Annotated in this window: 19 protein-coding genes and 3 tRNA genes; 10 read left to right on the top strand and 12 right to left on the bottom strand. The window is 63.2% G+C overall.

Annotated elements, in window-relative coordinates; translation table 11 throughout:
• The first annotated feature begins 122 nt into the window (after positions 1–122).
• From pstC to VDP79_RS07900, 6 genes are all read left to right on the top strand, one after another.
• Complete coding sequence (gene pstC, locus VDP79_RS07925; protein ID WP_323017673.1) at positions 123–1064, top strand: phosphate ABC transporter permease subunit PstC; 942 nt, start codon at positions 123–125, stop codon at positions 1062–1064.
• Between the two features lie 7 nt (positions 1065–1071).
• Positions 1072–1932, top strand: a complete 861-nt coding sequence (gene pstA, locus VDP79_RS07920; RefSeq protein ID WP_323017672.1) for a phosphate ABC transporter permease PstA — start codon at positions 1072–1074, stop codon at positions 1930–1932.
• A gap of 16 nt (positions 1933–1948) precedes the next feature.
• Positions 1949–2731 (top strand): phosphate ABC transporter ATP-binding protein PstB, encoded by a 783-nt coding sequence (gene pstB, locus VDP79_RS07915; protein ID WP_323017671.1) that lies wholly within the window; start codon positions 1949–1951, stop codon positions 2729–2731.
• A 70-nt stretch (positions 2732–2801) separates the two neighbouring features.
• On the top strand, positions 2802–3158 hold the full coding sequence (locus VDP79_RS07910) for a PepSY domain-containing protein (RefSeq protein WP_323017670.1): 357 nt from the start codon (positions 2802–2804) through the stop codon (positions 3156–3158).
• Positions 3155–3823, top strand: coding sequence for a response regulator transcription factor (locus tag VDP79_RS07905; RefSeq protein ID WP_323017669.1), 669 nt, complete (start codon positions 3155–3157; stop codon positions 3821–3823). The genes VDP79_RS07910 and VDP79_RS07905 overlap by 4 nt, the downstream gene beginning before the upstream one ends.
• Positions 3820–5193, top strand: coding sequence for a sensor histidine kinase (locus VDP79_RS07900; protein WP_323017668.1), 1374 nt, complete (start codon positions 3820–3822; stop codon positions 5191–5193). Before VDP79_RS07905 ends, VDP79_RS07900 begins: the two co-directional genes overlap by 4 nt.
• A gap of 61 nt (positions 5194–5254) precedes the next feature.
• Here the strand turns inward: VDP79_RS07900 and VDP79_RS07895 are convergent, their stop codons facing one another.
• From VDP79_RS07895 to VDP79_RS07865, 7 genes are all read right to left on the bottom strand, one after another.
• Positions 5255–5665 (bottom strand): DoxX family protein, encoded by a 411-nt coding sequence (locus VDP79_RS07895; protein ID WP_323017667.1) that lies wholly within the window; start codon positions 5663–5665, stop codon positions 5255–5257.
• A 20-nt stretch (positions 5666–5685) separates the two neighbouring features.
• A tRNA-Pro gene (locus VDP79_RS07890) sits at positions 5686–5762 on the bottom strand.
• Positions 5763–5801: 39 nt separating this feature from the next.
• Positions 5802–7700 carry an LTA synthase family protein gene (locus tag VDP79_RS07885; RefSeq protein ID WP_323017666.1) on the bottom strand — a complete coding sequence of 633 codons (1899 nt, stop codon included), beginning with the start codon at positions 7698–7700 and terminating at the stop codon, positions 5802–5804.
• Positions 7701–7722: 22 nt separating this feature from the next.
• Positions 7723–8946, bottom strand: coding sequence for a phospholipase A (locus tag VDP79_RS07880; RefSeq protein WP_323017665.1), 1224 nt, complete (start codon positions 8944–8946; stop codon positions 7723–7725).
• A gap of 56 nt (positions 8947–9002) precedes the next feature.
• Positions 9003–9773, bottom strand: coding sequence for a trans-aconitate 2-methyltransferase (tam, locus tag VDP79_RS07875; protein WP_323017664.1), 771 nt, complete (start codon positions 9771–9773; stop codon positions 9003–9005).
• Positions 9774–9811: 38 nt separating this feature from the next.
• On the bottom strand, positions 9812–11407 hold the full coding sequence (locus VDP79_RS07870) for a multicopper oxidase family protein (protein ID WP_323017663.1): 1596 nt from the start codon (positions 11405–11407) through the stop codon (positions 9812–9814).
• A 111-nt stretch (positions 11408–11518) separates the two neighbouring features.
• A tRNA-Arg gene (locus VDP79_RS07865) sits at positions 11519–11595 on the bottom strand.
• Between the two features lie 166 nt (positions 11596–11761).
• On the opposite strand from VDP79_RS07865, the gene VDP79_RS07860 reads away from it, so the two are divergent.
• From VDP79_RS07860 to VDP79_RS07850, 3 genes are all read left to right on the top strand, one after another.
• Entirely contained in the window at positions 11762–12064 is a 303-nt protein-coding gene (locus VDP79_RS07860; RefSeq protein WP_323017662.1) for a DUF485 domain-containing protein, read from the top strand.
• A 1-nt stretch (position 12065) separates the two neighbouring features.
• Positions 12066–13787 (top strand): cation acetate symporter, encoded by a 1722-nt coding sequence (locus VDP79_RS07855; protein WP_323017661.1) that lies wholly within the window; start codon positions 12066–12068, stop codon positions 13785–13787.
• 101 nt (positions 13788–13888) lie between these two features.
• Positions 13889–15100 carry an aminotransferase class I/II-fold pyridoxal phosphate-dependent enzyme gene (locus VDP79_RS07850; RefSeq protein ID WP_323017660.1) on the top strand — a complete coding sequence of 404 codons (1212 nt, stop codon included), beginning with the start codon at positions 13889–13891 and terminating at the stop codon, positions 15098–15100.
• Between the two features lie 48 nt (positions 15101–15148).
• Here VDP79_RS07850 and VDP79_RS07845 read toward each other — a convergent pair whose 3' ends face one another.
• From VDP79_RS07845 to VDP79_RS07825, 5 genes are all read right to left on the bottom strand, one after another.
• Entirely contained in the window at positions 15149–15628 is a 480-nt protein-coding gene (locus tag VDP79_RS07845) for a carboxymuconolactone decarboxylase family protein (RefSeq protein ID WP_323017659.1), read from the bottom strand.
• 105 nt (positions 15629–15733) lie between these two features.
• Positions 15734–17188 (bottom strand): phospholipase D-like domain-containing protein, encoded by a 1455-nt coding sequence (locus VDP79_RS07840; protein ID WP_323017658.1) that lies wholly within the window; start codon positions 17186–17188, stop codon positions 15734–15736.
• Positions 17189–17191: 3 nt separating this feature from the next.
• Entirely contained in the window at positions 17192–17440 is a 249-nt protein-coding gene (locus VDP79_RS07835; RefSeq protein ID WP_323017657.1) for a hypothetical protein, read from the bottom strand.
• A gap of 78 nt (positions 17441–17518) precedes the next feature.
• Positions 17519–17947, bottom strand: coding sequence for a multidrug/biocide efflux PACE transporter (locus VDP79_RS07830; protein WP_323017656.1), 429 nt, complete (start codon positions 17945–17947; stop codon positions 17519–17521).
• An 89-nt stretch (positions 17948–18036) separates the two neighbouring features.
• Positions 18037–18112, bottom strand: a tRNA-His gene (locus VDP79_RS07825).
• A gap of 154 nt (positions 18113–18266) precedes the next feature.
• On the opposite strand from VDP79_RS07825, the gene VDP79_RS07820 reads away from it, so the two are divergent.
• Positions 18267–18893 carry an L-threonylcarbamoyladenylate synthase gene (locus VDP79_RS07820; RefSeq protein WP_323017655.1) on the top strand — a complete coding sequence of 209 codons (627 nt, stop codon included), beginning with the start codon at positions 18267–18269 and terminating at the stop codon, positions 18891–18893.
• Positions 18894–18896: the final 3 nt, after the last annotated feature.

Here is an 18896-nt window from a genome sequence, read left to right as displayed (position 1 = left end):
ATGCCGGTGTTTCCCGCAGCGGGGCGGCCTGATGCCGCCCCGTTTGTGGGAAAATACGGCTTGTTGAATTCTGTCCGGCTCGCTTGTTTGCAGGCGAACCTTCCTCACCAAAAGTCCCCCTCATGATCACACAACACCGCAGTCTGCTGGTGGACGCCGGATTCCGGCACCTGACGCGGGCATTCGCGTTCCTGGTCTTTATCCTGTTGGCCGGGATTCTGGTGTCGCTGGTCTATGGCAGCCGGGAAACGCTGGTTCGGGATGGGCTGGCCTTCTTGTGGACCAATGACTGGGACCCCGTCAAGCAACACTACGGCGCCCTGGTGCCCATTCTGGGGACGGTCATCAGCGCCTTGCTGGCCTTGTTGATCGCCGTGCCCGTGTCTTTCGGCATCGCCATGTTTCTGACCGAACTGGCGCCTGCCTGGGTGCGCCGCCCCCTGGGGATCGCCATCGAGATGCTGGCGGCGATTCCGTCCATCATCTACGGCATGTGGGGGCTGTTTGTTTTCGTCCCGCTCTTCCAGGAATATGTGCAGCCGCATGTGGTGGACCTCTTCGAAGGGGTGCCGGTGCTGGGGGATCTGTTTGCCGGGCCGCCCATGGGGATCGGCCTGTTCACCGCCGGCTTGATTCTGTCGATCATGGTGATTCCCTTCATCACCGCGGTCATGCGCGACGTTTTCGAACAAGTACCGCCCATGCTGAAGGAATCCGCTTATGGCCTGGGCAGCACCACCTGGGAAGTCGTCTGGAAAATCGTCCTGCCCTACACCAAGCACGGCGTCATCGGCGGCATCATGCTGGGGCTGGGCCGTGCGTTGGGCGAAACCATGGCCGTCACCTTTGTGATCGGCAATGCCTTCAATCTGCCCAGCTCGATTTTTTCGCCTTCCAATTCCATCGCTTCGGCCCTGGCCAACGAATTCAACGAAGCTGGCGGGCTGCAGAAATCCGCCTTGCTGGAACTGGGCCTGATCTTGTTCCTGATCACCACGGTGGTTCTGGCTTTGTCGAAGTTCATGCTCCTGAAACTGACGCGCAAAGAAGGCGCTCATCACTGACGTGTCCATGTCCGCATCCGACTCTCCTATTGTCCTGAGTAATCCGATCTACCGGCGTAGAAGGCGGTTCAATCGCCTCATGCTGGGGCTATCGAGCCTGGCCCTGGGGTCCGGGCTGTTCTGGCTGGCCTGGATCATCGCCACGCTGCTGATCAAGGGCGGCGGGGCGCTGTCCCTGACCCTGTTGATGGAAAGCACCCCGCCACCCGGCGAGGCGGGCGGTCTGTTGAACGCCATCGTCGGCAGCGTGCTGATGTCGGCCGTGGGCACGCTGATCGGGACCCCCATCGGCGTCCTGGCGGGCACCTATCTGGCTGAATACGGCCGCCGGGGCTGGCTGGCGCCGGCGACCCGCTTTCTGAACGACGTGCTGCTGTCGGCGCCGTCCATCGTCATCGGTCTGTTCATCTATGCCGTATATGTGGCGCAGGTCGGCCATTATTCCGGCTGGGCCGGGGCCTTCGCCCTGGCGATCCTGGTGATTCCCGTGGTGGTGCGAGCGACCGACAGCATGCTGTGCCTGGTGCCCAACAGTCTGCGCGAGGCCGCCGCCGCCCTGGGCTGCCCCCAGTGGCGGGTGGTGGTATTCATCTGCTATCGGGCAGCGCGGTCGGGCATCATCACCGGGATTTTGCTGGCAGTCGCCCGCATCGCCGGCGAAACCGCGCCGTTGCTGTTTACCGCCTTGAACAACCAGTTCATGTCCTTGAACATGAATGCGCCGATCGCCAACCTGCCGGTGGTGATCTTCCAATATGCCGCCAGTCCCTTCGAGGACTGGAACCGTCTGGCCTGGGCCGGCGCCGCCTTGATCACCTTGCTGGTGCTGGGGATCAACATCGTCGCCCGCAGCCTGTTCCGCAAATAATTCGTCTCCGCCCACTATGATCCTGTCTTCGACCGCTGCCTCGGAACGCACCAAACTGTCTGTGCGTCACCTGAATTTCTACTATGGCAATTACCATGCGCTGCGCGACATCAACATGGACATTGCCGAAAACAAGGTCACGGCCTTCATCGGGCCGTCGGGCTGTGGCAAGTCGACGCTGCTGCGCACCTTCAACCGCATGTTCGAACTCTATCCCGGCCAGCGGGCCGAAGGTTCTATCGAGCTGGACGGCGAAGACCTGCTGAATTCGCGCCTGGACATTTCCCTGATCCGCGCCAAGGTCGGCATGGTGTTCCAGAAGCCCACGCCGTTTCCCATGAGCATCTACGACAACATCGCCTTTGGCGTGCGCTTGTTCGAACGGCTCAGCAGGGGGGAAATGGATGAGCGGGTGGAATGGGCGCTGACCAAGGCGGCCCTGTGGAACGAGGTCAAGGACAAGCTGGGCCAAAGCGGCAACGGCCTGTCCGGCGGACAGCAGCAACGTCTGTGCATAGCCCGAGGCGTGGCCATCAAGCCCGAAGTGCTGCTGCTGGACGAACCCTGCTCGGCCCTGGACCCGATTTCCACGGCCAAAATCGAGGAGCTGATCGCCGAACTGAAGGACGACTACACGGTCGTCATCGTGACGCACAATATGCAGCAGGCCGCCCGCTGCTCGGATTACACCGCCTACATGTACCTGGGCGAGCTGATGGAGTTCGGTCCCACCGACCAGATTTTCGTCAAGCCCTCCCGCAAGGAAACCGAAGACTACATTACGGGACGGTTCGGTTAGTTTCCTGTTCACCCGCTGTTCATACGCCTTCGGCTATCCTGCCCCCATTCCAATCTGAAAGGGGCTTGTCATGCAACGTCGCCACGTACTGGCTGCCATTTTGGCGGCGGGGGGGATGTGGGCCACGGGCGCCCAGGCGCACAATCACGATCGTGAAAAGGCGGAACGCCTGCAGGCGCTGGGTAAAGTCCTGCCGCTGCAGGACGTCTTGGCGCGGGTAGCCAAAGACTACCCTGGCCAGGTCCTGAAAGTGGAATTCGACGAGGACGACAAGACTTGCCAGGGGACTGCGACCTGTCGTTGGGTCTACGAGCTCAAAATCCTGCAAGATGACGGGCGTTTGGTCAAGATCAAGGTCGATGCCCAGAGCGGGCAGGTATTATGGGTGGGTCGCCGTCCCTTGCACCGAGAAGGATCCCATCGATGAGACTGCTGGTCGCCGAAGATGAACCCTTATTGGCTTCGCAGCTGAAGGCCGCCCTGGAATCCGCCGGCTATGTGGTGGATGTGGCCTCGGACGGTCTGGATGCGCAGCACCAGGGGCTGACGGAACCGTACGACCTGGTGGTGCTGGATCTGGGTTTGCCGGGGCGCGATGGTCTGTCGGTCCTGCGGGCCTGGCGTGAATCCGGCCGGCAGACGCCGGTGCTGATCCTGACGGCGCGCGATAACTGGCACGACAAGGTGGCTGGCATCGATGCCGGGGCCGACGACTATCTGACCAAGCCTTTCCACCCGGAAGAACTACAGGCGCGGGTGCGCGCTTTGTTGCGCCGTGCTGGCGGCCATGCCAGCACGGATATCCGTTGCGGGCCGTTGATGCTGGATACGCGTCAGACGCGGGTGCTGCTCGATGATGCGCCCTTGGATCTGACCAGCCACGAATATCGCGTGCTGGCCTATCTGATGATGCATCAGGGGGAAGTCGTCTCGCGCAGTCAGTTGGTCGAACATATCTATGCCCAGGATTTCGACCGCGACTCGAATACGATCGAAGTCTTTATCGCCCGTTTGCGGCGCAAAATCCCCGCCGCCTTGATCCAGACCGTACGCGGCCTGGGTTATCGACTGGACGCGGCCACCGCGCCATGAGGTGGTTGCGGGCGCCCTACCGGTCTTTGCGCCTGCGCTTGCTGGCCGGCGTACTGGCCTGGGTGTTGCTCAGCGTAGCGGTGGCAGGCTGGGGCATCCAGCAGATGTTCCGCCAGCACATCCTGGCGCAACTGCAGTCTGAATTGAACATCCACCTGGATCAGTTGACGGCCTCCTTGCAAGTTGATGCGAACGGCCAGGCGTCGCTGTCCCCCTTGCCTAGCGATCCCCGTTTCAGCCATCCCTTTTCAGGTTTGTATTGGCAGGTCTTCGTGCCTGCTCAGGATGGCAGGGCTGCTCAGATTCTGCGTTCCCGGTCTTTATGGGATGTTTATTTGCCGGAAGCCTCGCCGGATCTGCAGCCGGGGCAGGATCTGCGCACGACGGCGTCCGGTCCGGGCGGCGCGCACTTGCGCGTGCGGGTGCGCGAGGTCGAGCCGGCTGAAGGTCCTTCTGATCATCTGGTGCTTTCCGTCGCGGCGGATCGGGCTTTGTGGGCCGAGCCCATCAGCCGCTTTGATCGTATGCTGGGCATTGCGCTGGGGGTCTTGGTGCTGGGCATGCTGGTGGCGGCCTGGGTGCAGGTGTCGTATGGTCTCAGGCCGCTGGTCCGTTTGCGGCGCAGGCTGGCGGATGTGCGCGAAGGCCGGGTGGACCGGATCGATGGCGCTTTCCCCACCGAGGTCCAGCCGCTGGTCGAGGATTTCAATCAGGTGTTGCAGCGCAATGCCCAGGGTCTGGACCGCGCCCGCCAGCAGGCCGGCAATCTGGCCCATGCCCTGAAAACGCCGCTGACCGTCCTGGCCAATGCCGCCGCTGCCGCAGACCCGGCGCTGCCGCGCTTGGTCGCCGAGCAGGTCGATACGGCCCGCCGCCAGGTGGACTATCACCTGGCCCGCGCGCGGGCGGCCGCAGCGGTGCGCGTGACGGGGCTGCGCAGCCCCATCCTGCCGTTGTTGCAGGGCTTGGTGCGGGTGATGCAGCGTGTGCATGCCGAACGCCATCTGGTCTATGAGTTGGATGGCATCGACGCCAACCTGGCTTTCCGCGGCGAATCCCAGGACTTTCAGGAAATGCTGGGTAATGTGCTGGACAATGCCGGCAAATGGGCCAACCATCGGGTGCGGGTGAGCGCCGACCGCCGCGATGGCGAATTGGACATCCGGGTCGAAGACGATGGTCCGGGGCTCAGTCCGGAACGGTCAGAAGCGGTGTTTGAACGAGGCCGGCGCGCGGATGAGCGCACGCCGGGGTCGGGATTGGGCCTGGGGATCGTGCGCGACCTGGCGGACCTATACGGAGGTTGGGCGCAGATCCGCACTGGCGACCTGGGCGGGGCCTGCGTGGTGATCACGCTGCCCGCTGCGTAATCCAGACGCTGGAAACGACACTGCCCGCCGAAGCGGGCAGAGAACTATGATGCGGCCGGCTTTAGTTCCAGCGGCCGCTGCGTCCGCCCAGGCTGTACGATCCAGCGCCCAGCAGGGCGACGGCGATGCCGGCAAACAGATACATGCCCTGCAGTTCCAGCGCCCAGCCGCCGCTCTTGCCGATGACGAACAGGTCGCTCATGTGGACCAGAGAGAAGGCGAACAGCATGTTCAGGGCGATGATGAGACCGCCCGCCCGAGTCCACAGACCCAGGATCAGCATTACTGGCGCCACGACTTCGCCGATATACACGCCGTAGGCGATGAAGCCCGGAAGGCCGCGGGCATCCAGCATGCCGACGATCCAACCGACACCGCCATCCAGTTTTGCCAGACCGTGCAGCAGGACCAGAATGCCCAGGGACAAACGCAGGATGAGTTTGCCCAGATCGTCGGTAGAGGTGGAAGACATGGCGGATTCCTTGATTTTGTTGGTCGGGGCGATAGGATTCGAACCTACGACCCTCTGCTCCCAAAGCAGATGCGCTACCAGGCTGCGCTACGCCCCGACTGAATCAGAACGGCAGATTCTACCATGCGGGGCAGGGTCATTCGGGGTGGCTGCGCCGCAATTCCGGCAACGTATGGGCCTGGTGGCGGTAGGCCCAGGTGGGCCATAGGGCATGGGCCAGTGCGATCTGCGTCAGCGCGGGGTCGGGTTCCAGCGAGGTATAGCTGTCAGGGGCGGCGTAGCGAAAACAGAGTGCTTCCTGTTGGGGTTCCAGCACGGTCAGGGTGTCGTCGCGCAGATAGCCGTAGTGGTCTTCGTATTGCATCATGGCGCGTCCCCCGGCATCCGGGCGGTTCAGGTCGTGGCCGATCATGGGGTGGGCATCGCTGATGCCGATCAGGGACAGCAGGGTGGGCGGCAGGTCGATCTGGCTGATGATGCGTTCGTCGCGGCGCGGCTCGATGCCTGCGCCCACGATCAGTGCGGGAATGTGAAAGTGACGCAAGGGAATCCGGTGCGCGCCCCCCACACGGGCATCATGGTCGGCGACGATCAGGAATACCGTGTCCTGCCAATAAGCGCTGGCTTGCGCCCGTTCAAAGAATTGGCCGATGGCCCAATCCGCATAGCGCACGGTGTTTTGCACAGTCGCGGGATCGCCCTGAACCGGGATGCGTCCGGCCGGATATTCCCAGGGCGTGTGATTGGTGACGGAAAACGCCAGATGCAGGGTGGGCTGCCCGTCGTCCTGTGACAGCAGCGTGTGCAGCTTGTCGAACATGTCTTCGTCGCTGGCGCCCCAGGTGCCGACGAAGGCGGGGGACTCAAAGGTCGGCAGATCGTGCAGTTCGTCGAAGCCATTGCCCAGGAAGAAGCTTTTCATATTGTCGAAATGCGCTTCCCCGCCGTAGATGAACCGCGAACGGTAGCCGTGGCGGCGCAGTAACTGGGCCAGCGTGAAAAAACGGCTCTGGGCGTCGGTCAGGCGCAGGGCGGCGTCCGATAGAGTAGGCGGAAAGCCCGCTGTGACGGCTTCCAGGCCGCGTACGGATCGCGTGCCAGTGGCGTAGGCGCGGGTGAAATTCCAGCCCGTGTCGGCCAGCGCGTCCAGGCAGGGGGTCAGCCCCGCACCGCCCAGATTGCCCACATACTGCGCCCCCAGGCTTTCCTGGACGATCAGCACCAGATTGCGGGGGCGCGCCGGTTGCCGGCTGGCGGGCTGATGGTGCAGGGTGGGGATTTCCGGCGGTCCGGGGGGGATGCCCGCCTGTTCGAGGATGATCTGGTGCAGGGTGTCGTCCGGCAGGTCGCCGTAGACATCGGCAGCGGAACGCTCGTTCTTGATGGCGTAGAGGGCGAACAGCACGTTGTAAAGGGAATTGAGCGGCAGGGTGTTCAACAGGCTGTCGCCGCACCAGGCCGCCGATGCCGGATTGATGGGGCGGTGCCCCAGGGTGCCGCGAATGGCCAGCACGATGGCGGCGGCGATCAGCAGCGTCATGCCGATCCGCCAGGGCCAGGCTGGCAGGACGTTGACGTGCGCCTGAGCAAACAGTGCGTGCCCCAGCCAGGCGGCCAGCGCCAGTGAGACCAGGGCGGCGCCCAGCACCAGCTTGTAGCCCTTCCAGAGCATGCCGAAGACTTCTTTGGGGTATTTCAGGTAGTCCAGATACAGGCGATTGGGCCGGCTGTCATATTCCTGGATGAATTGCGGGGTGGAAATTTCCAGCAGCACGAACAGCAGCCAGACACCCTGCAGCCATAGCCCGGTCAGCCAGATGGCCAGCGGCTGATCCGCCAGCCAGGGGGCCAGCAGGGCAGGGACGCCGGCCCACATGGCGATCTGGTTCAGGTCGATGCGCAGGCCCCAGCGGATGATCGGCCAGGGGCCGCCGGCGGCCTTGACGCGGGGCCAGAGCCAGGCGGTCAACAACAGGCGGCTGCTCGTCAGCAGCAGCAAAAGCGCCAGGATGAAGATGCCGATTTGGGTGAACATGCCGTGTCCTTGAGTCCCCTGGTCAGGGGACCAGGGCAATACCGATCCGCACTTGCGGATCGCTTTTCTGCTGATAGCCCAGCAGGGTTTCGCCGTAGCCCTGGAAATACTGGACGTACAGATAGCCGTTCATGTGCAGAAAGGTGCGCTGCAGCGGCCAGGCGGCTTCCATCTGCGTGGCGTGGCCGCTGCTGCCCCGGCGGTACAGCCCCGACAGTACCAGACCGTTGTCCTGCGCCCAGCGCAGTTTCCAGTCAACATAACCCAGATAGTCCTGGTAGCGCATGTCGCCATCGGTGGCGACATAGGTCTTGAAGCGGGGCTGAAAGCTCAGGCGGCTGCCGCCGTCGAAACGGTAGCTGAATTCCGGTTGCAGGTACAGGTCGTTCAGGGAACGAGAATCATCCCCGTCCTTGCCATTGGATTTGTGTTCGGCGCCTGCGTTCAGGCCCAGGGACCAGCGCTTGTCCGCAGTCGTCCAGAGCGAGTCCCGGGCCCAGAACAGGCTGGGGTTGTAGGTCGTGTCCACAAAGGGAATGGAATCCGAATGCAGATCCCATAGGGATGTCTGGGTGTAGCCGATATACCAGTTATCCATGAAACCGGGGTTGGCCGGGTCCGTGGGGCTGAAGGGCCGGTATTTGAAACTGAGCTGGAAACGGGCATTCGCCCCGCCGGTGCGGCCTAATGCGAAATAAATGGGATCGTAGGGCGATAGCGCATTGCGGAAGGTTTCAAAGGGGGACAGGCCGGCAGGGGGGGCGCCGGTCTGGCGGGCGGGCGGCAGGGCCGGGTGCGTGGTATCCGCTAATGCGGCAGGCGCCGCCGCCATCTGTGCTGTTTGAGGCGTCTCGCCGACGCGCAAGGCCAGCAAGGTGTCGTCCGCCCCCTGGATGGTCAGGGTCAGCAGCCCTTGGGCATTGGCCGGTACCGTGCTGGTCCAGGCCATGCGGGTGAAGGTATTGGCCGGCAGGTCGGCGGCATTGGACGAGGTCCGCAGCTGAAACCGGGCCGGCGTGTTGCGGCCCTGATCGTCCGTCCATTGGCCGTTCAAGGTGGCAGGGATGGGGCTGGCCAGCAGATTGCCGGTGTCGTTGACCAGCAGGCCTTCCAGTTCGACGGCGGCGCCAGGGGCGGCTTGCGGGCTGGCCAGTCGCAGGACAAGTTCTGCCCGGGCGGCCGGGGCTGCCGCGATACTCAGCAGGAGCAGCAGGGAAAATGCGTGGAGAAACCGGGGGGCGTGCATGGAGAAAGGCAAGATAAAGGTCTGTGCCCGGCACTTTAGCATTTGCACGGCTGGGTCTAACGAGTCGCGACCAGAAAGAACCGGGGAATCGGTAACAGAACGGATCCGTCCGCCTGCACCGGATAGGCCTGCGCCAGGGCGTCGCGATAATCCTGCAGGAAGGCGGGCTGTTCCTGGGGGTCCAGCAGGGCCAGAAAGGGCCGCAGGGCGCTGCCCTTGAACCATTCGACGATGGCATCCACCCCGCCGGGCAGGACGTGCCAGTAGGTCGTGCGCCAGATATCCACCCGCCGGCAGTGGGGCGTGAGCAGATCGTAGTACCAGGTGGCCGGGTGGCGGGGGAAACGGGTGCTGCGTTCATCGCCCAGGCGGTCCGCCCAGCGCGGGCTGGCGGCAACCTGGCGCAACAGGCGTTTGACGGGCTCGTCCTGATTGTCGGGCATCTGGATGGCCAGGCTGCCGCCGGGGGTCAGGCAGCCGGCCAGCTGCGGGAACAGCGCCGCGTGGTCGGGAATCCACTGCAGCGATGCATTGGCCAGGATCAGGTCGTAGGGATCGGACGGCTGCCAGGCGGCGATGTCCGCCTGCTGAAAGCGCAATCCGGGCAGCCGTTCGCGGGCGGCGTCCAGCATATCGGATGAAGAATCCACGCCGGTGATGGCCGCATCCGGGCAGCGATGCAGCAGGACTTCGGTGGAATTGCCTGGGCCGCAGCCCAGGTCGGCCGCCCAGGCGACTTCTTTCGGGGGGACGGCGGACAGCAGGTCCCTGACGGGACGAGTGCGTTCTGCTTCGAACAGGCTGTATTGCTGTGCCGACCAAGTCATGAAAGTGTCCTTTTGGGTGCTGCGTTGCGCGGTGGCAGTCAGCTTACCTGCAAGTGTCCCATCATGCCCAGATCTTCGTGCTCCAGAATGTGGCAATGGAACATGCGGATACCCTTGTCGGTCTGCATGACGCGGATGCGCACGGTTTCCTGGGCTTGCAGATTGACCGTGTCGTACCAGGCGCGAAAGGGTTCCTGGCGTGTGCGCCCGTTCAGGGTGCGCTCCAGCACGGCGAATTGCGTGCCGTGGATATGGAAGGGATGGTCCATGTCCGAATCGTTGACGATCTCCCAGTCCTCCCAGACGCCGGCGGCGATGTGCAGATCGATGCGCTGCATGTCGAAGGCCTTGCCGTTGAGCAGGAACTGCATCATCGAGGGGCGCCCGTTCGCCATCATGCCGTCCATGTTCATCATGCCCATGCCGCCTGCTGACATCATGTTCCCCATGCCGTGCGATCCGTGGCCCATGGGCATGCTTTCGCTCATGACGACGCGTTTGTGCGCCGTCGCCTCGGGCAAGGCTTGAAACGGGCGCAACGGCTGCGGCAAGACAAGAGACGGCTGCGGCTGCACGGCGCTGAAATCCACCTGCATCAGCGGCGTAGCGATCGTTTCGCTGGCGCCGCCCATCTTGCCGCGCGCATAGGTCTTGGCCATCAATGTGCTGTCTGCTGCGCCGGCGGCGGTCACCAGCAGCTCCACCCGCTGGGCCGGGGCAATCAGAATGTCCGGCAATCCTGTTTGCGCGTGTTCGATGCGTCCGCCATCGGTTCCCAGCAGCGTGAGTTCATGTCCTGGCAGCGCCAGGCGCAGGTAGCGGGAATTGGTGGCGTTGAGCACCTGCCAGCGCTCCTGCCCGCCCGCATCGAAAGGCAGCACCGGGCGGTTCAGGCCATTGACCAGTGCGAACTGCCCTTCGCGGCCATTCATCCAGTCCATCATGTCGTTGTCGGGAATGACGCCCTGCGCCGTCAATCGCAAGTCGGTGATGGCGAGAATGCGTTCGGGAATCGCCGCCAGCGCGTCGTGTTTGGGATGTACGCGGATGGCGCCCGCCAATCCCCGGTAAACCTGTTCGCCAGTCTGCCCATGCGGGTGGGGGTGATACCAGTACAGGCCCTCGGCATCGTCGGGAATCTTGAAACGGTAGCTGCGACTGGCCCCTGGCGCCACGGCATCGCCGGGATTGCCGTCCTGATCCGGGGGCACGGGCAAGCCGTGCCAGTGAATCGTGGTCGGCTGGGGCAAATGATTTTCCAGCGTGATGTCGACCTCGTCGCCCGCCTGCAGATCGATCAGGGGGCCGGGGAACTGGCCGTTATAGACCCATGCCTGGGTGGTGATGCCCGGTATCAGCTGGATATCGGCAGGGGCGGCCACCAGCGTCGCCGTGAATCTGCCGGGCTGGGCAGCGGTGTTGTTCAGAACGGCCGGTGCGGCAAAGGGCTGCCCGAGCGGAATGGCATCGCTGGCAGCCAGCGCATCTGCGTGCATACCGTGTTGCGGCTGCGCCATCGCCGTGCTGCCGGCGGCATGGTGCATGCCTTCCATGCCCAGCGCGGGCCGTACGCCGGTGGCGAGGACCAAGCCAGCCGAGCCCGCCAGGCGGGTCAGGAAATCTCTACGTCGCATGGGTTCATCCCTTGATTCAGTCCTTCATTGCAGATGGCGCCCAGTGTGGGTCGGGCTGCTTTGCAGTGTGATCCTTCCCATGGGGGGAAGGTCAAGGGGATGCGTAGGAAGTGGTCCGCCCTACTGGATTCGAACCAGTGACCTACGGCTTAGAAGGCCGTTGCTCTATCCAACTGAGCTAAGGGCGGTGAGGCATGACGCCTATGAACCCTGAATTCTAACGTGCAATTCGGGGATCGGTGTTTTCCCTGATCCGGGCGTGCGTTAACGAAAATGTAAGGTCTCCGTAAGACCCGGCCTCTACCTTGCTCGGCGGATAAAACCCATTGCCAATGACATGAGTAGGAGACCGACATGGGAAACCAACAGACACAAAGCATTGTGTCCAACCCGAAATATCAGCATCTGCGCCGCACCCGTCTGCGCTATGGCTGGACGCTGACCGTGGCCATGCTGATCGTGTATTACGCTTTCATCGGCGTGATCGCGTTCGACAAGGAACTGTTTGCCCTGAAGCTGGGCGACGGGGTCATGACCTGGGGTATTCCGGTCGGTTTCGGCATCATCGTGTTCAGCATTCTGGTGACTGGCCTGTACGTGCGCCGCGCCAATAGCGAATTCGACCGCTTGACGCGCGAAATCGTGCAGGAGGCCTGAGATGAAGCAGATGACCGTGCGCACCGTCGGTGCGCTGGCTTTGATGGCAGCGCTGGCAGGTGCGGCCCATGCGGCAGGCGGCGATCTGGGCGAACTGCAGCAGCAGCCGACCAACTGGACCGCCATCATCATGTTCGGCCTGTTCGTGCTGATGACTTTGTGGATCACGAAGTGGGCCGCCAACCGGACCCGTTCGGCGGCGGATTTCTATACGGCCGGCGGCGGCATCACCGGCTTTCAGAACGGTCTGGCGATTGCGGGCGACTATATGTCGGCGGCGTCCTTTCTGGGGATTTCCGCCGCCGTGATGATCAACGGCTACGATGGCCTGATCTATTCCATCGGCTTTCTGGTGGGCTGGCCGATCCTGACCTTCCTGATGGCCGAGCGTCTGCGCAATCTGGGTAAATTCACCTTTGCCGACGTGGCCGCCTATCGCTTCAAGCAGGGTCCGATCCGCGCCTTTGCGGCATCCGGCACGCTGGTTGTCGTGGCGTTCTATCTGATCGCCCAGATGGTCGGCGCCGGTCAGTTGATCAAGCTGCTGTTCGGCCTGGAATACTGGATCGCCGTCGTGGTGGTCGGTGTGCTGATGATGGTCTATGTGCTGTTTGGCGGCATGACGGCTACGACCTGGGTGCAGATCATCAAGGCGGCCATGCTGCTGGCGGGGGCGACCTTCATGGCCCTGATGGTGCTGGCGCATTACGGCTTTTCGCCGGAACGCCTGTTTGCGGCGGCGGTCGAGGTCAAGACCCTGACGGCCATGAATGCCGGCAAGGACGCGGCGCAGGCAGGTTCCCTGGGGCAGTCCATCATGGGGCCGGGCAATTTCATCAAGGACCCGATCAGCGCGATTTCGTTCGGCATGGCGCTGATGTTCGGCACGGCTGGCTTGCCGCACATCCTGATGCGCTTCTTTACCGTGCCCGATGCGCGCGAGGCCCGCAAATCGGTGTTCTGGGCCACGACCTGGATCGGCTATTTCTACGTCCTGACCTTCATCATCGGCTTTGGCGCCATCGTGCTGGTATCGACCAATCCGCAGTTCCTGGATACGGCCGGCGCCCTGATCGGCGGCGGCAATATGGCGGCGGTGCACCTGGCCGATGCCGTGGGCGGCAATGTGTTCCTGGGCTTCATGTCGGCGGTGGCCTTTGCCACGATTCTGGCCGTGGTCGCCGGGCTGACGCTGTCGGGTACCTCAGCCGTATCGCATGACATCTATGCCACCCTGGTGAAAAAAGGCAATGCCACGCACGCCCAGGAAATGAAGGTGGCCAAGGTCACCACCATCATCCTGGGCATCATCGCCGTGGTGCTGGGCATTGTGTTCGAGAAACAGAACATCGCCTTCATGGTGTCGCTGGCCTTTGCCGTGGCGGCGTCCGCCAATTTCCCGGTGCTGTTCATGTCCGTGCTGTGGAAGGGCTGCACCACGCGCGGCGCCATGATCGGCGGCTTTGCCGGTTTGATCAGCGCCGTGGGCCTGACGGTCGTGTCGCCGTCCGTGTGGGAAGCCACACTAGGCAATCCGGCGGGATCGGCCTGGTTTCCGTATGCCTCGCCGGCGCTGTTTTCCATGACCATCGGCTTTGTGTCGATCTGGCTGTTTTCGGTCACGGACCAAAGTGATCGGGCGCGGATCGACCGGGCCGGCTTCGAGGCGCAGACCGTGCGCAGCGAAACCGGCATTGGCGCGGCGGCTGCCAGCGCGCACTGATCGGTAGCGGCTGTACAGGCATTGGGCCGCCCAAGGGCGGCCCAATGCGTTCGACGCCTCGCAGTATCATGAATCTCTTGACGTATTTTGGAACCTTTCCCATGAATCCGCATTCGCCCGATACGCCCGATCAGTCGTCCTGGCGTGAACAGACTGTCGTTTTGCACGGTGATGCCGCCTGCCATCATGACGCGGCAGTGGTGCCGCCCATCCATTACAGCGCGACGTTCCGGGCGGAATCGGCAGAGGCGTTTTCGGCCATGGCGACGACGGTGCGCCCCGCCAATTTCTATACGCGCCATGGCAATCCGGTCAACAAGCACGTGGAAGCCATCCTGGCGGGCCTGGAAGGCACGGAAACCGCCTTGCTGACCGGGTCCGGCATGGGGGCGATCTGCACCACGATCCTGGCCCTGTTGAAAGCGGGGGACCATGTGGTGGCCCAGCAGCGCCATTACATGAGCACGTCCAAGCTCTTTTCCGAGGTCCTGACCCGCTACGGCGTGCAGGTCAGCTATTTCGATCAGACAGACCTGGACAGTCTGACGGCGGTCCTGCGGCCCGATACGAAACTGATCATGGTCGAAACCCCGGTCAACCCCAGCCTGTCGATCACGGATCTGGCCGCCGTGGCGCAGATCGCCCGGTCGCGGGGCATTCTGACGGTGGCCGACAATACCTTTGCTTCGCCTCTGAATCAGCGTCCGCATGCCCTAGGCATCGATATCGTCGTGCACAGCGCCACCAAATACCTGGGCGGGCATAGCGACATCATGGCGGGCGCCATCTGCTGCAGCAATGCGCTGGCGGAACAGATCTGGAAGATGCACGTCACCCTGGGGGCGGTGTTGTCACCCATGGATGCGTGGCTGCTGTTGCGCGGTCTGCGGACGCTGTCTTTGCGGATGGAGCGCATCAATGCCAACGCCCTGGCGGTGGCGCAGTGGCTGGAATCGCGGCCGGAAGTGGAACGCGTGCTGTATCCGGGGCTGCCCAGTCACGCCCAGCACGAGCTGGCCGCCCGCCAGATGACGGGGTTTGGCGCCATCGTGGCGTATTCGATCCGCGGCGGCTATGCGCAGACTCAGCGCTTTGTGTCGGCGCTGAAGCTGGCGACCCAGGCGGTCAGCCTGGGCGGGGTGGAAACCCTGGCCGTGCATACGGCTTCGATGTGGGCCAGTTCCATGACCGAGACCGAGATGCAGGCGGCCGGCATCGAGCCCAATTTTGTGCGCATGTCGGTCGGGGTGGAGCACATCGACGACCTGAAGGCGGATCTGGCGCAGGCGCTGGGCCAGGCAGCCGCCGCTTGAGGGGCGGTGGGGCGCAGCGGGGCGTTTGGATCGGCGCCCCGTCGGGTCTTAGTTCAGACCGGCCTTGTCCAGCCCGAATTGCTTGTCGGCCGAGCCGGGCACCGGTTGAAAGGCCACGCCCAGGCGGTTCCAGCCGTTGATGCCGACGATCAGGAACGACAGGTCGGCCAGTTCCTGGTCGGATAGCTGGGCGTGCACCCGTTGAAACAGTTCATCCGGGATGCCGTGGGGCGGCAGTTGAGTCAGGGCTTCGGTCCATTCCAGAATGGCTTTTTCCTTGGCGTCGAACAGCGGCGATTCGCGCCAGACGGCGACGTGATGCAGGCGTAGTTCGCGTTCGCCAGCCAGCTTGCCTTCTTTGACGTGCATATCCACGCAGAAGGCGCAGCCGTTCAGTTGCGACGCCCGCAACGTGACCAGATAGCCGATCTTGGCCAGGAAAGGGTTTTTATGCAGCGTCTGGCTGAATTCGGAATATTTTTGGGCGGCCTCGGGCGAGGCCTGGTAGTAATTGAGACGTTGAGTCATGGTGCGGATCCGAGAAAGTTCATGAAACGAACCCGTTTATTCTGCACCATTTCGGTCCTGTATGCTGCAACGCCCAGGCGCCTTGTGTTGATATGACGTCTGGGTCTACAGGTAAGGGCTGGCCAGCCAGATGACGCGATTACGCAGCTGTTTCAGGAACGGAATGGCCTTCAGGGATTCCAGCGTGACCAGATCGGCCTGGGCGATTTCGCCGTCGATGCGTTCGGCGATCTGGCGGGCCATCGCCGGGTCGTAGATTTCCATGTCCAGTTCGAAGTTCAGCCGCAGGCTGCGCGGGTCCATATTCGATGAGCCCACATAGGACCAGCCGTCGTCGATGGTGATCAGCTTGGAATGATCGAAATTGCCCCGGCTGCGCCAGATCCGGCATCCGCCGGCGATGACCTGCGCCAGCTGGGCCGTCATGGCGCAGTTGACCAGCCGCAGATTGTTGCGCCCGGGGATGACGATATCCACCTGGATGCCCCGGCGGGCCGCCGTATTCAGCGCACCCATCAGGGTCTGGTCGGGCAGGAAATAGGGCGATTGAATGCGCACGTGCCGTTGGGCGACGGCCAGAGCGCCCAGCAGCACGTTATGGGTGGCGGCGATGAAACGGTCCGGGCTGGAGCGGATGCAGCGGGCCGGCACCTGAGGCTGCGGCGCGTCTATCGTGCGCTGGCACCAGTCCTCGATGCGCAGCCGTTCGCGCGTGGTGAATTCCCAATCGTTGGCAAAGACGGCGAACAGCTGGGTGGCTGCCGGCCCTTCGATGCGGAAATGCGTGTCGCGGGCGGCGTGGCGCCCCATCAGGGACGTCATGAAGCTTTCGCGGATGTTCATGCCGCCCATGAAGCCCAGGTGGCCGTCGATGAACAGGATCTTGCGGTGGCTGCGCAGGTTGGCGTACGGCATGCGCAGGCCCAGCATATTGGACATGAACAGTTCGGTGTGGATGCCGTAGCGGCGCAGCAGATGAATGATGGGCGGGCGGGAATATTTGGACCCCACCGAATCGATCAGCACCCGGATGACGATACCCCGGTCATGGGCGCGGCGCAGGGCCTCGGCGAACTGCAGGCCGATCCGGTCATGGTCGAAGATATAGCTTTGCAAGGCGATGCAATGGGCGGCGGAATCGATTGCCTGCAGCATGGCCGGATAAGCTTGGTCGCCGCTGTCGAGCAGCGTGATGTGGTTGCCGTCGTGCAGAGGAAAACGGCTGATACGGTCGCCCAGCACACGCAACGACGCGAATTGCGGGCCAGCCAGCGTAGCGATATCGCGGATGGGTTCTCGCGCGTGGTTGACGTAATCCTTGATCAACCGGCTGCGCTGGGTAGACAGTTGATCATGGCGGATGCGGTTGATGCCGGCCACCAAGTACAGGAAAGGGCCCAGAAACGGCGACATCAGGACGACCCCGACCCAGGCGATGGCGGCCCGCACGTCGTTTTTGTTCATGGCCGCGTGGATGGCGGCAGAGACGCTGAGCGTCAGCGAGATGGCCGCCACCAGATGCGGCCAGTAGTCCGACAGGAATTGTGTGATGGCCAGCATGGATCAGCCCCCCCCGGCGCCGAGCGGGCGCTGTTGCAGGGATTCCAGCCAGTCTGGGTTGGGGCTGCCCTGGCCGGCGTATTGCTGATTGCGGGAATTCGACCGCCAGACCCCGCCGCCGATGCCGGGAACGGGTTCGATCCGGTACCAGAACCAGCGGCCGTCCGCGTCCTGGGCGGCCCAGTCCCAGTCCGGCGGCGCGGCGGACCAGTCAAGGGCGGGCAAAGACGATGTGGTGGGGGTCGAGTTCATGGGGTTCCGGGCGAATGGCGAGGGGGCGCATCGCACGGGACCCGGCGCCTGGGGCGCCAAGGCGACCGTCAGGTCCGGCTAGTGCGCGGCGACCAGATTCTGACGAATCTTGTCATAACCCAGGTTGAAAAGAAACCCGTACGGCAGGTAGAACAGGACAAAGCCGATATCCAGCACCAGTGCATGCCACAGGGAAATGTCCAGCCACCAGGCGACGAAGGGGATGGCGATCAGGATCAGGCCGCCTTCGAATCCGCAGGCGTGGCCGACCCGCACCCAATAGGTGCGGTCGAATCCCCGGTGGGCCTGCAACCGGTCGAACAGCCAGTTGTAGACCATGTTCCAGAGGACGGCGATGGTGGCCATCACGGCGGTCAGGATGCTCATGTCCATGATGGATCGGCCGGTGATCCAGGCCGCCAGAGGGGCGGAAATGCCGATAGCCAGGACTTCGAACGCGAGCGCGTGGAAGATGCGTTCGGAGAGCGATCGATGATGAATCTGCATGGGGATATGTGCTATGGAGGCGGTGTCGTCACCACGTTCAAGCATCGCAGGCGGGGTCGTCCCTGCCTGGCCGGAAAGCCGGAAATAGATGGGGTGACCGATGGGGCTCGAACCCACGACAACCGGAATCACAATCCGGGACTCTACCAACTGAGCTACGGCCACCGCCGAAAGAAGAGGAATTCTAGCATGGATGAAAACCTTTTGCCGAAATGTGACGGGCCTCTTGATCGACGCTGCATTTTCGGTCATGTTATGGGTTGTGGCTTGATCGGGCCGGGCTGACGCCAGCCGGGCCTCTCCCTCCAAGGAACCGCTTATGGCACATATTTTCGTCGTTCATCCCGAAAATCCGCAATCCCGTTTGCTGCAGCAGGCTGCCGATCTGTTGTCCCAGGGGGGGCTGGTCGCCGTCCCGACGGATTCCAGCTATGCCGTGGTCGCTCGGCTGGACGACAAGGCCGCCGCCGATGGCCTGCGCCGCCTGCGCGGCCTGGATGATCGCCATCACCTGACTCTGTTATGCCGCGATCTGGCGGAAATCAGTCACTTCGCCAAGGTCGAAAATACTCACTACCGGCTGCTGAAATTAGCGACGCCCGGCCCCTGGACCTTCATCCTGGAAGCCACCCGGGAAGTCCCCCGGCGGGTGTCACACCCCTCGCGCAAGACCATCGGTATCCGGGTGCCTGATCATCGGGTCGCCAGGGCGCTGATCGAGGCGGTAGGGTCGCCGTTGCTGTCCACTACGCTGATTCCGCAGGGCGAAGCCCTGCCTTTGAATGACGCGCAGGATATCCTGTCGCGTTACCAGCACGAACTGGCTGCGATCGTCGATGGCGGCGCCTGCCCCTTTGATCCGACCACCGTGATCGATCTGACCCAGGATGCCCCCCAGGTGATCCGGGTCGGGCGCGGCGATCCGGCCAGTCTGGGCTTGCAATAGCGG

The sequence above is a fragment of the Castellaniella sp. genome, from assembly GCF_034675905.1.
Taxonomy (GTDB): Bacteria; Pseudomonadota; Gammaproteobacteria; order Burkholderiales; family Burkholderiaceae_B; genus Castellaniella.
The sequence above is the reverse complement of the archived record's forward strand: the minus strand, read 5'-3'. Positions and strand labels throughout refer to the sequence as shown.

Coding starts and splice junctions, on each gene's coding strand:
- pstC (WP_323017673.1), top strand. CDS start 123: ATGATCACACAACACCGCAGTCTGCTGGTGGACGCCGGATTCCGGCAC.
- pstA (WP_323017672.1), top strand. CDS start 1,072: ATGTCCGCATCCGACTCTCCTATTGTCCTGAGTAATCCGATCTACCGG.
- pstB (WP_323017671.1), top strand. CDS start 1,949: ATGATCCTGTCTTCGACCGCTGCCTCGGAACGCACCAAACTGTCTGTG.
- VDP79_RS07910 (WP_323017670.1), top strand. CDS start 2,802: ATGCAACGTCGCCACGTACTGGCTGCCATTTTGGCGGCGGGGGGGATG.
- VDP79_RS07905 (WP_323017669.1), top strand. CDS start 3,155: ATGAGACTGCTGGTCGCCGAAGATGAACCCTTATTGGCTTCGCAGCTG.
- VDP79_RS07900 (WP_323017668.1), top strand. CDS start 3,820: ATGAGGTGGTTGCGGGCGCCCTACCGGTCTTTGCGCCTGCGCTTGCTG.
- VDP79_RS07895 (WP_323017667.1), bottom strand. CDS start 5,665: ATGTCTTCCACCTCTACCGACGATCTGGGCAAACTCATCCTGCGTTTG.
- VDP79_RS07885 (WP_323017666.1), bottom strand. CDS start 7,700: ATGTTCACCCAAATCGGCATCTTCATCCTGGCGCTTTTGCTGCTGCTG.
- VDP79_RS07880 (WP_323017665.1), bottom strand. CDS start 8,946: ATGCACGCCCCCCGGTTTCTCCACGCATTTTCCCTGCTGCTCCTGCTG.
- tam (WP_323017664.1), bottom strand. CDS start 9,773: ATGACTTGGTCGGCACAGCAATACAGCCTGTTCGAAGCAGAACGCACT.
- VDP79_RS07870 (WP_323017663.1), bottom strand. CDS start 11,407: ATGCGACGTAGAGATTTCCTGACCCGCCTGGCGGGCTCGGCTGGCTTG.
- VDP79_RS07860 (WP_323017662.1), top strand. CDS start 11,762: ATGGGAAACCAACAGACACAAAGCATTGTGTCCAACCCGAAATATCAG.
- VDP79_RS07855 (WP_323017661.1), top strand. CDS start 12,066: ATGAAGCAGATGACCGTGCGCACCGTCGGTGCGCTGGCTTTGATGGCA.
- VDP79_RS07850 (WP_323017660.1), top strand. CDS start 13,889: ATGAATCCGCATTCGCCCGATACGCCCGATCAGTCGTCCTGGCGTGAA.
- VDP79_RS07845 (WP_323017659.1), bottom strand. CDS start 15,628: ATGACTCAACGTCTCAATTACTACCAGGCCTCGCCCGAGGCCGCCCAA.
- VDP79_RS07840 (WP_323017658.1), bottom strand. CDS start 17,188: ATGCTGGCCATCACACAATTCCTGTCGGACTACTGGCCGCATCTGGTG.
- VDP79_RS07835 (WP_323017657.1), bottom strand. CDS start 17,440: ATGAACTCGACCCCCACCACATCGTCTTTGCCCGCCCTTGACTGGTCC.
- VDP79_RS07830 (WP_323017656.1), bottom strand. CDS start 17,947: ATGCAGATTCATCATCGATCGCTCTCCGAACGCATCTTCCACGCGCTC.
- VDP79_RS07820 (WP_323017655.1), top strand. CDS start 18,267: ATGGCACATATTTTCGTCGTTCATCCCGAAAATCCGCAATCCCGTTTG.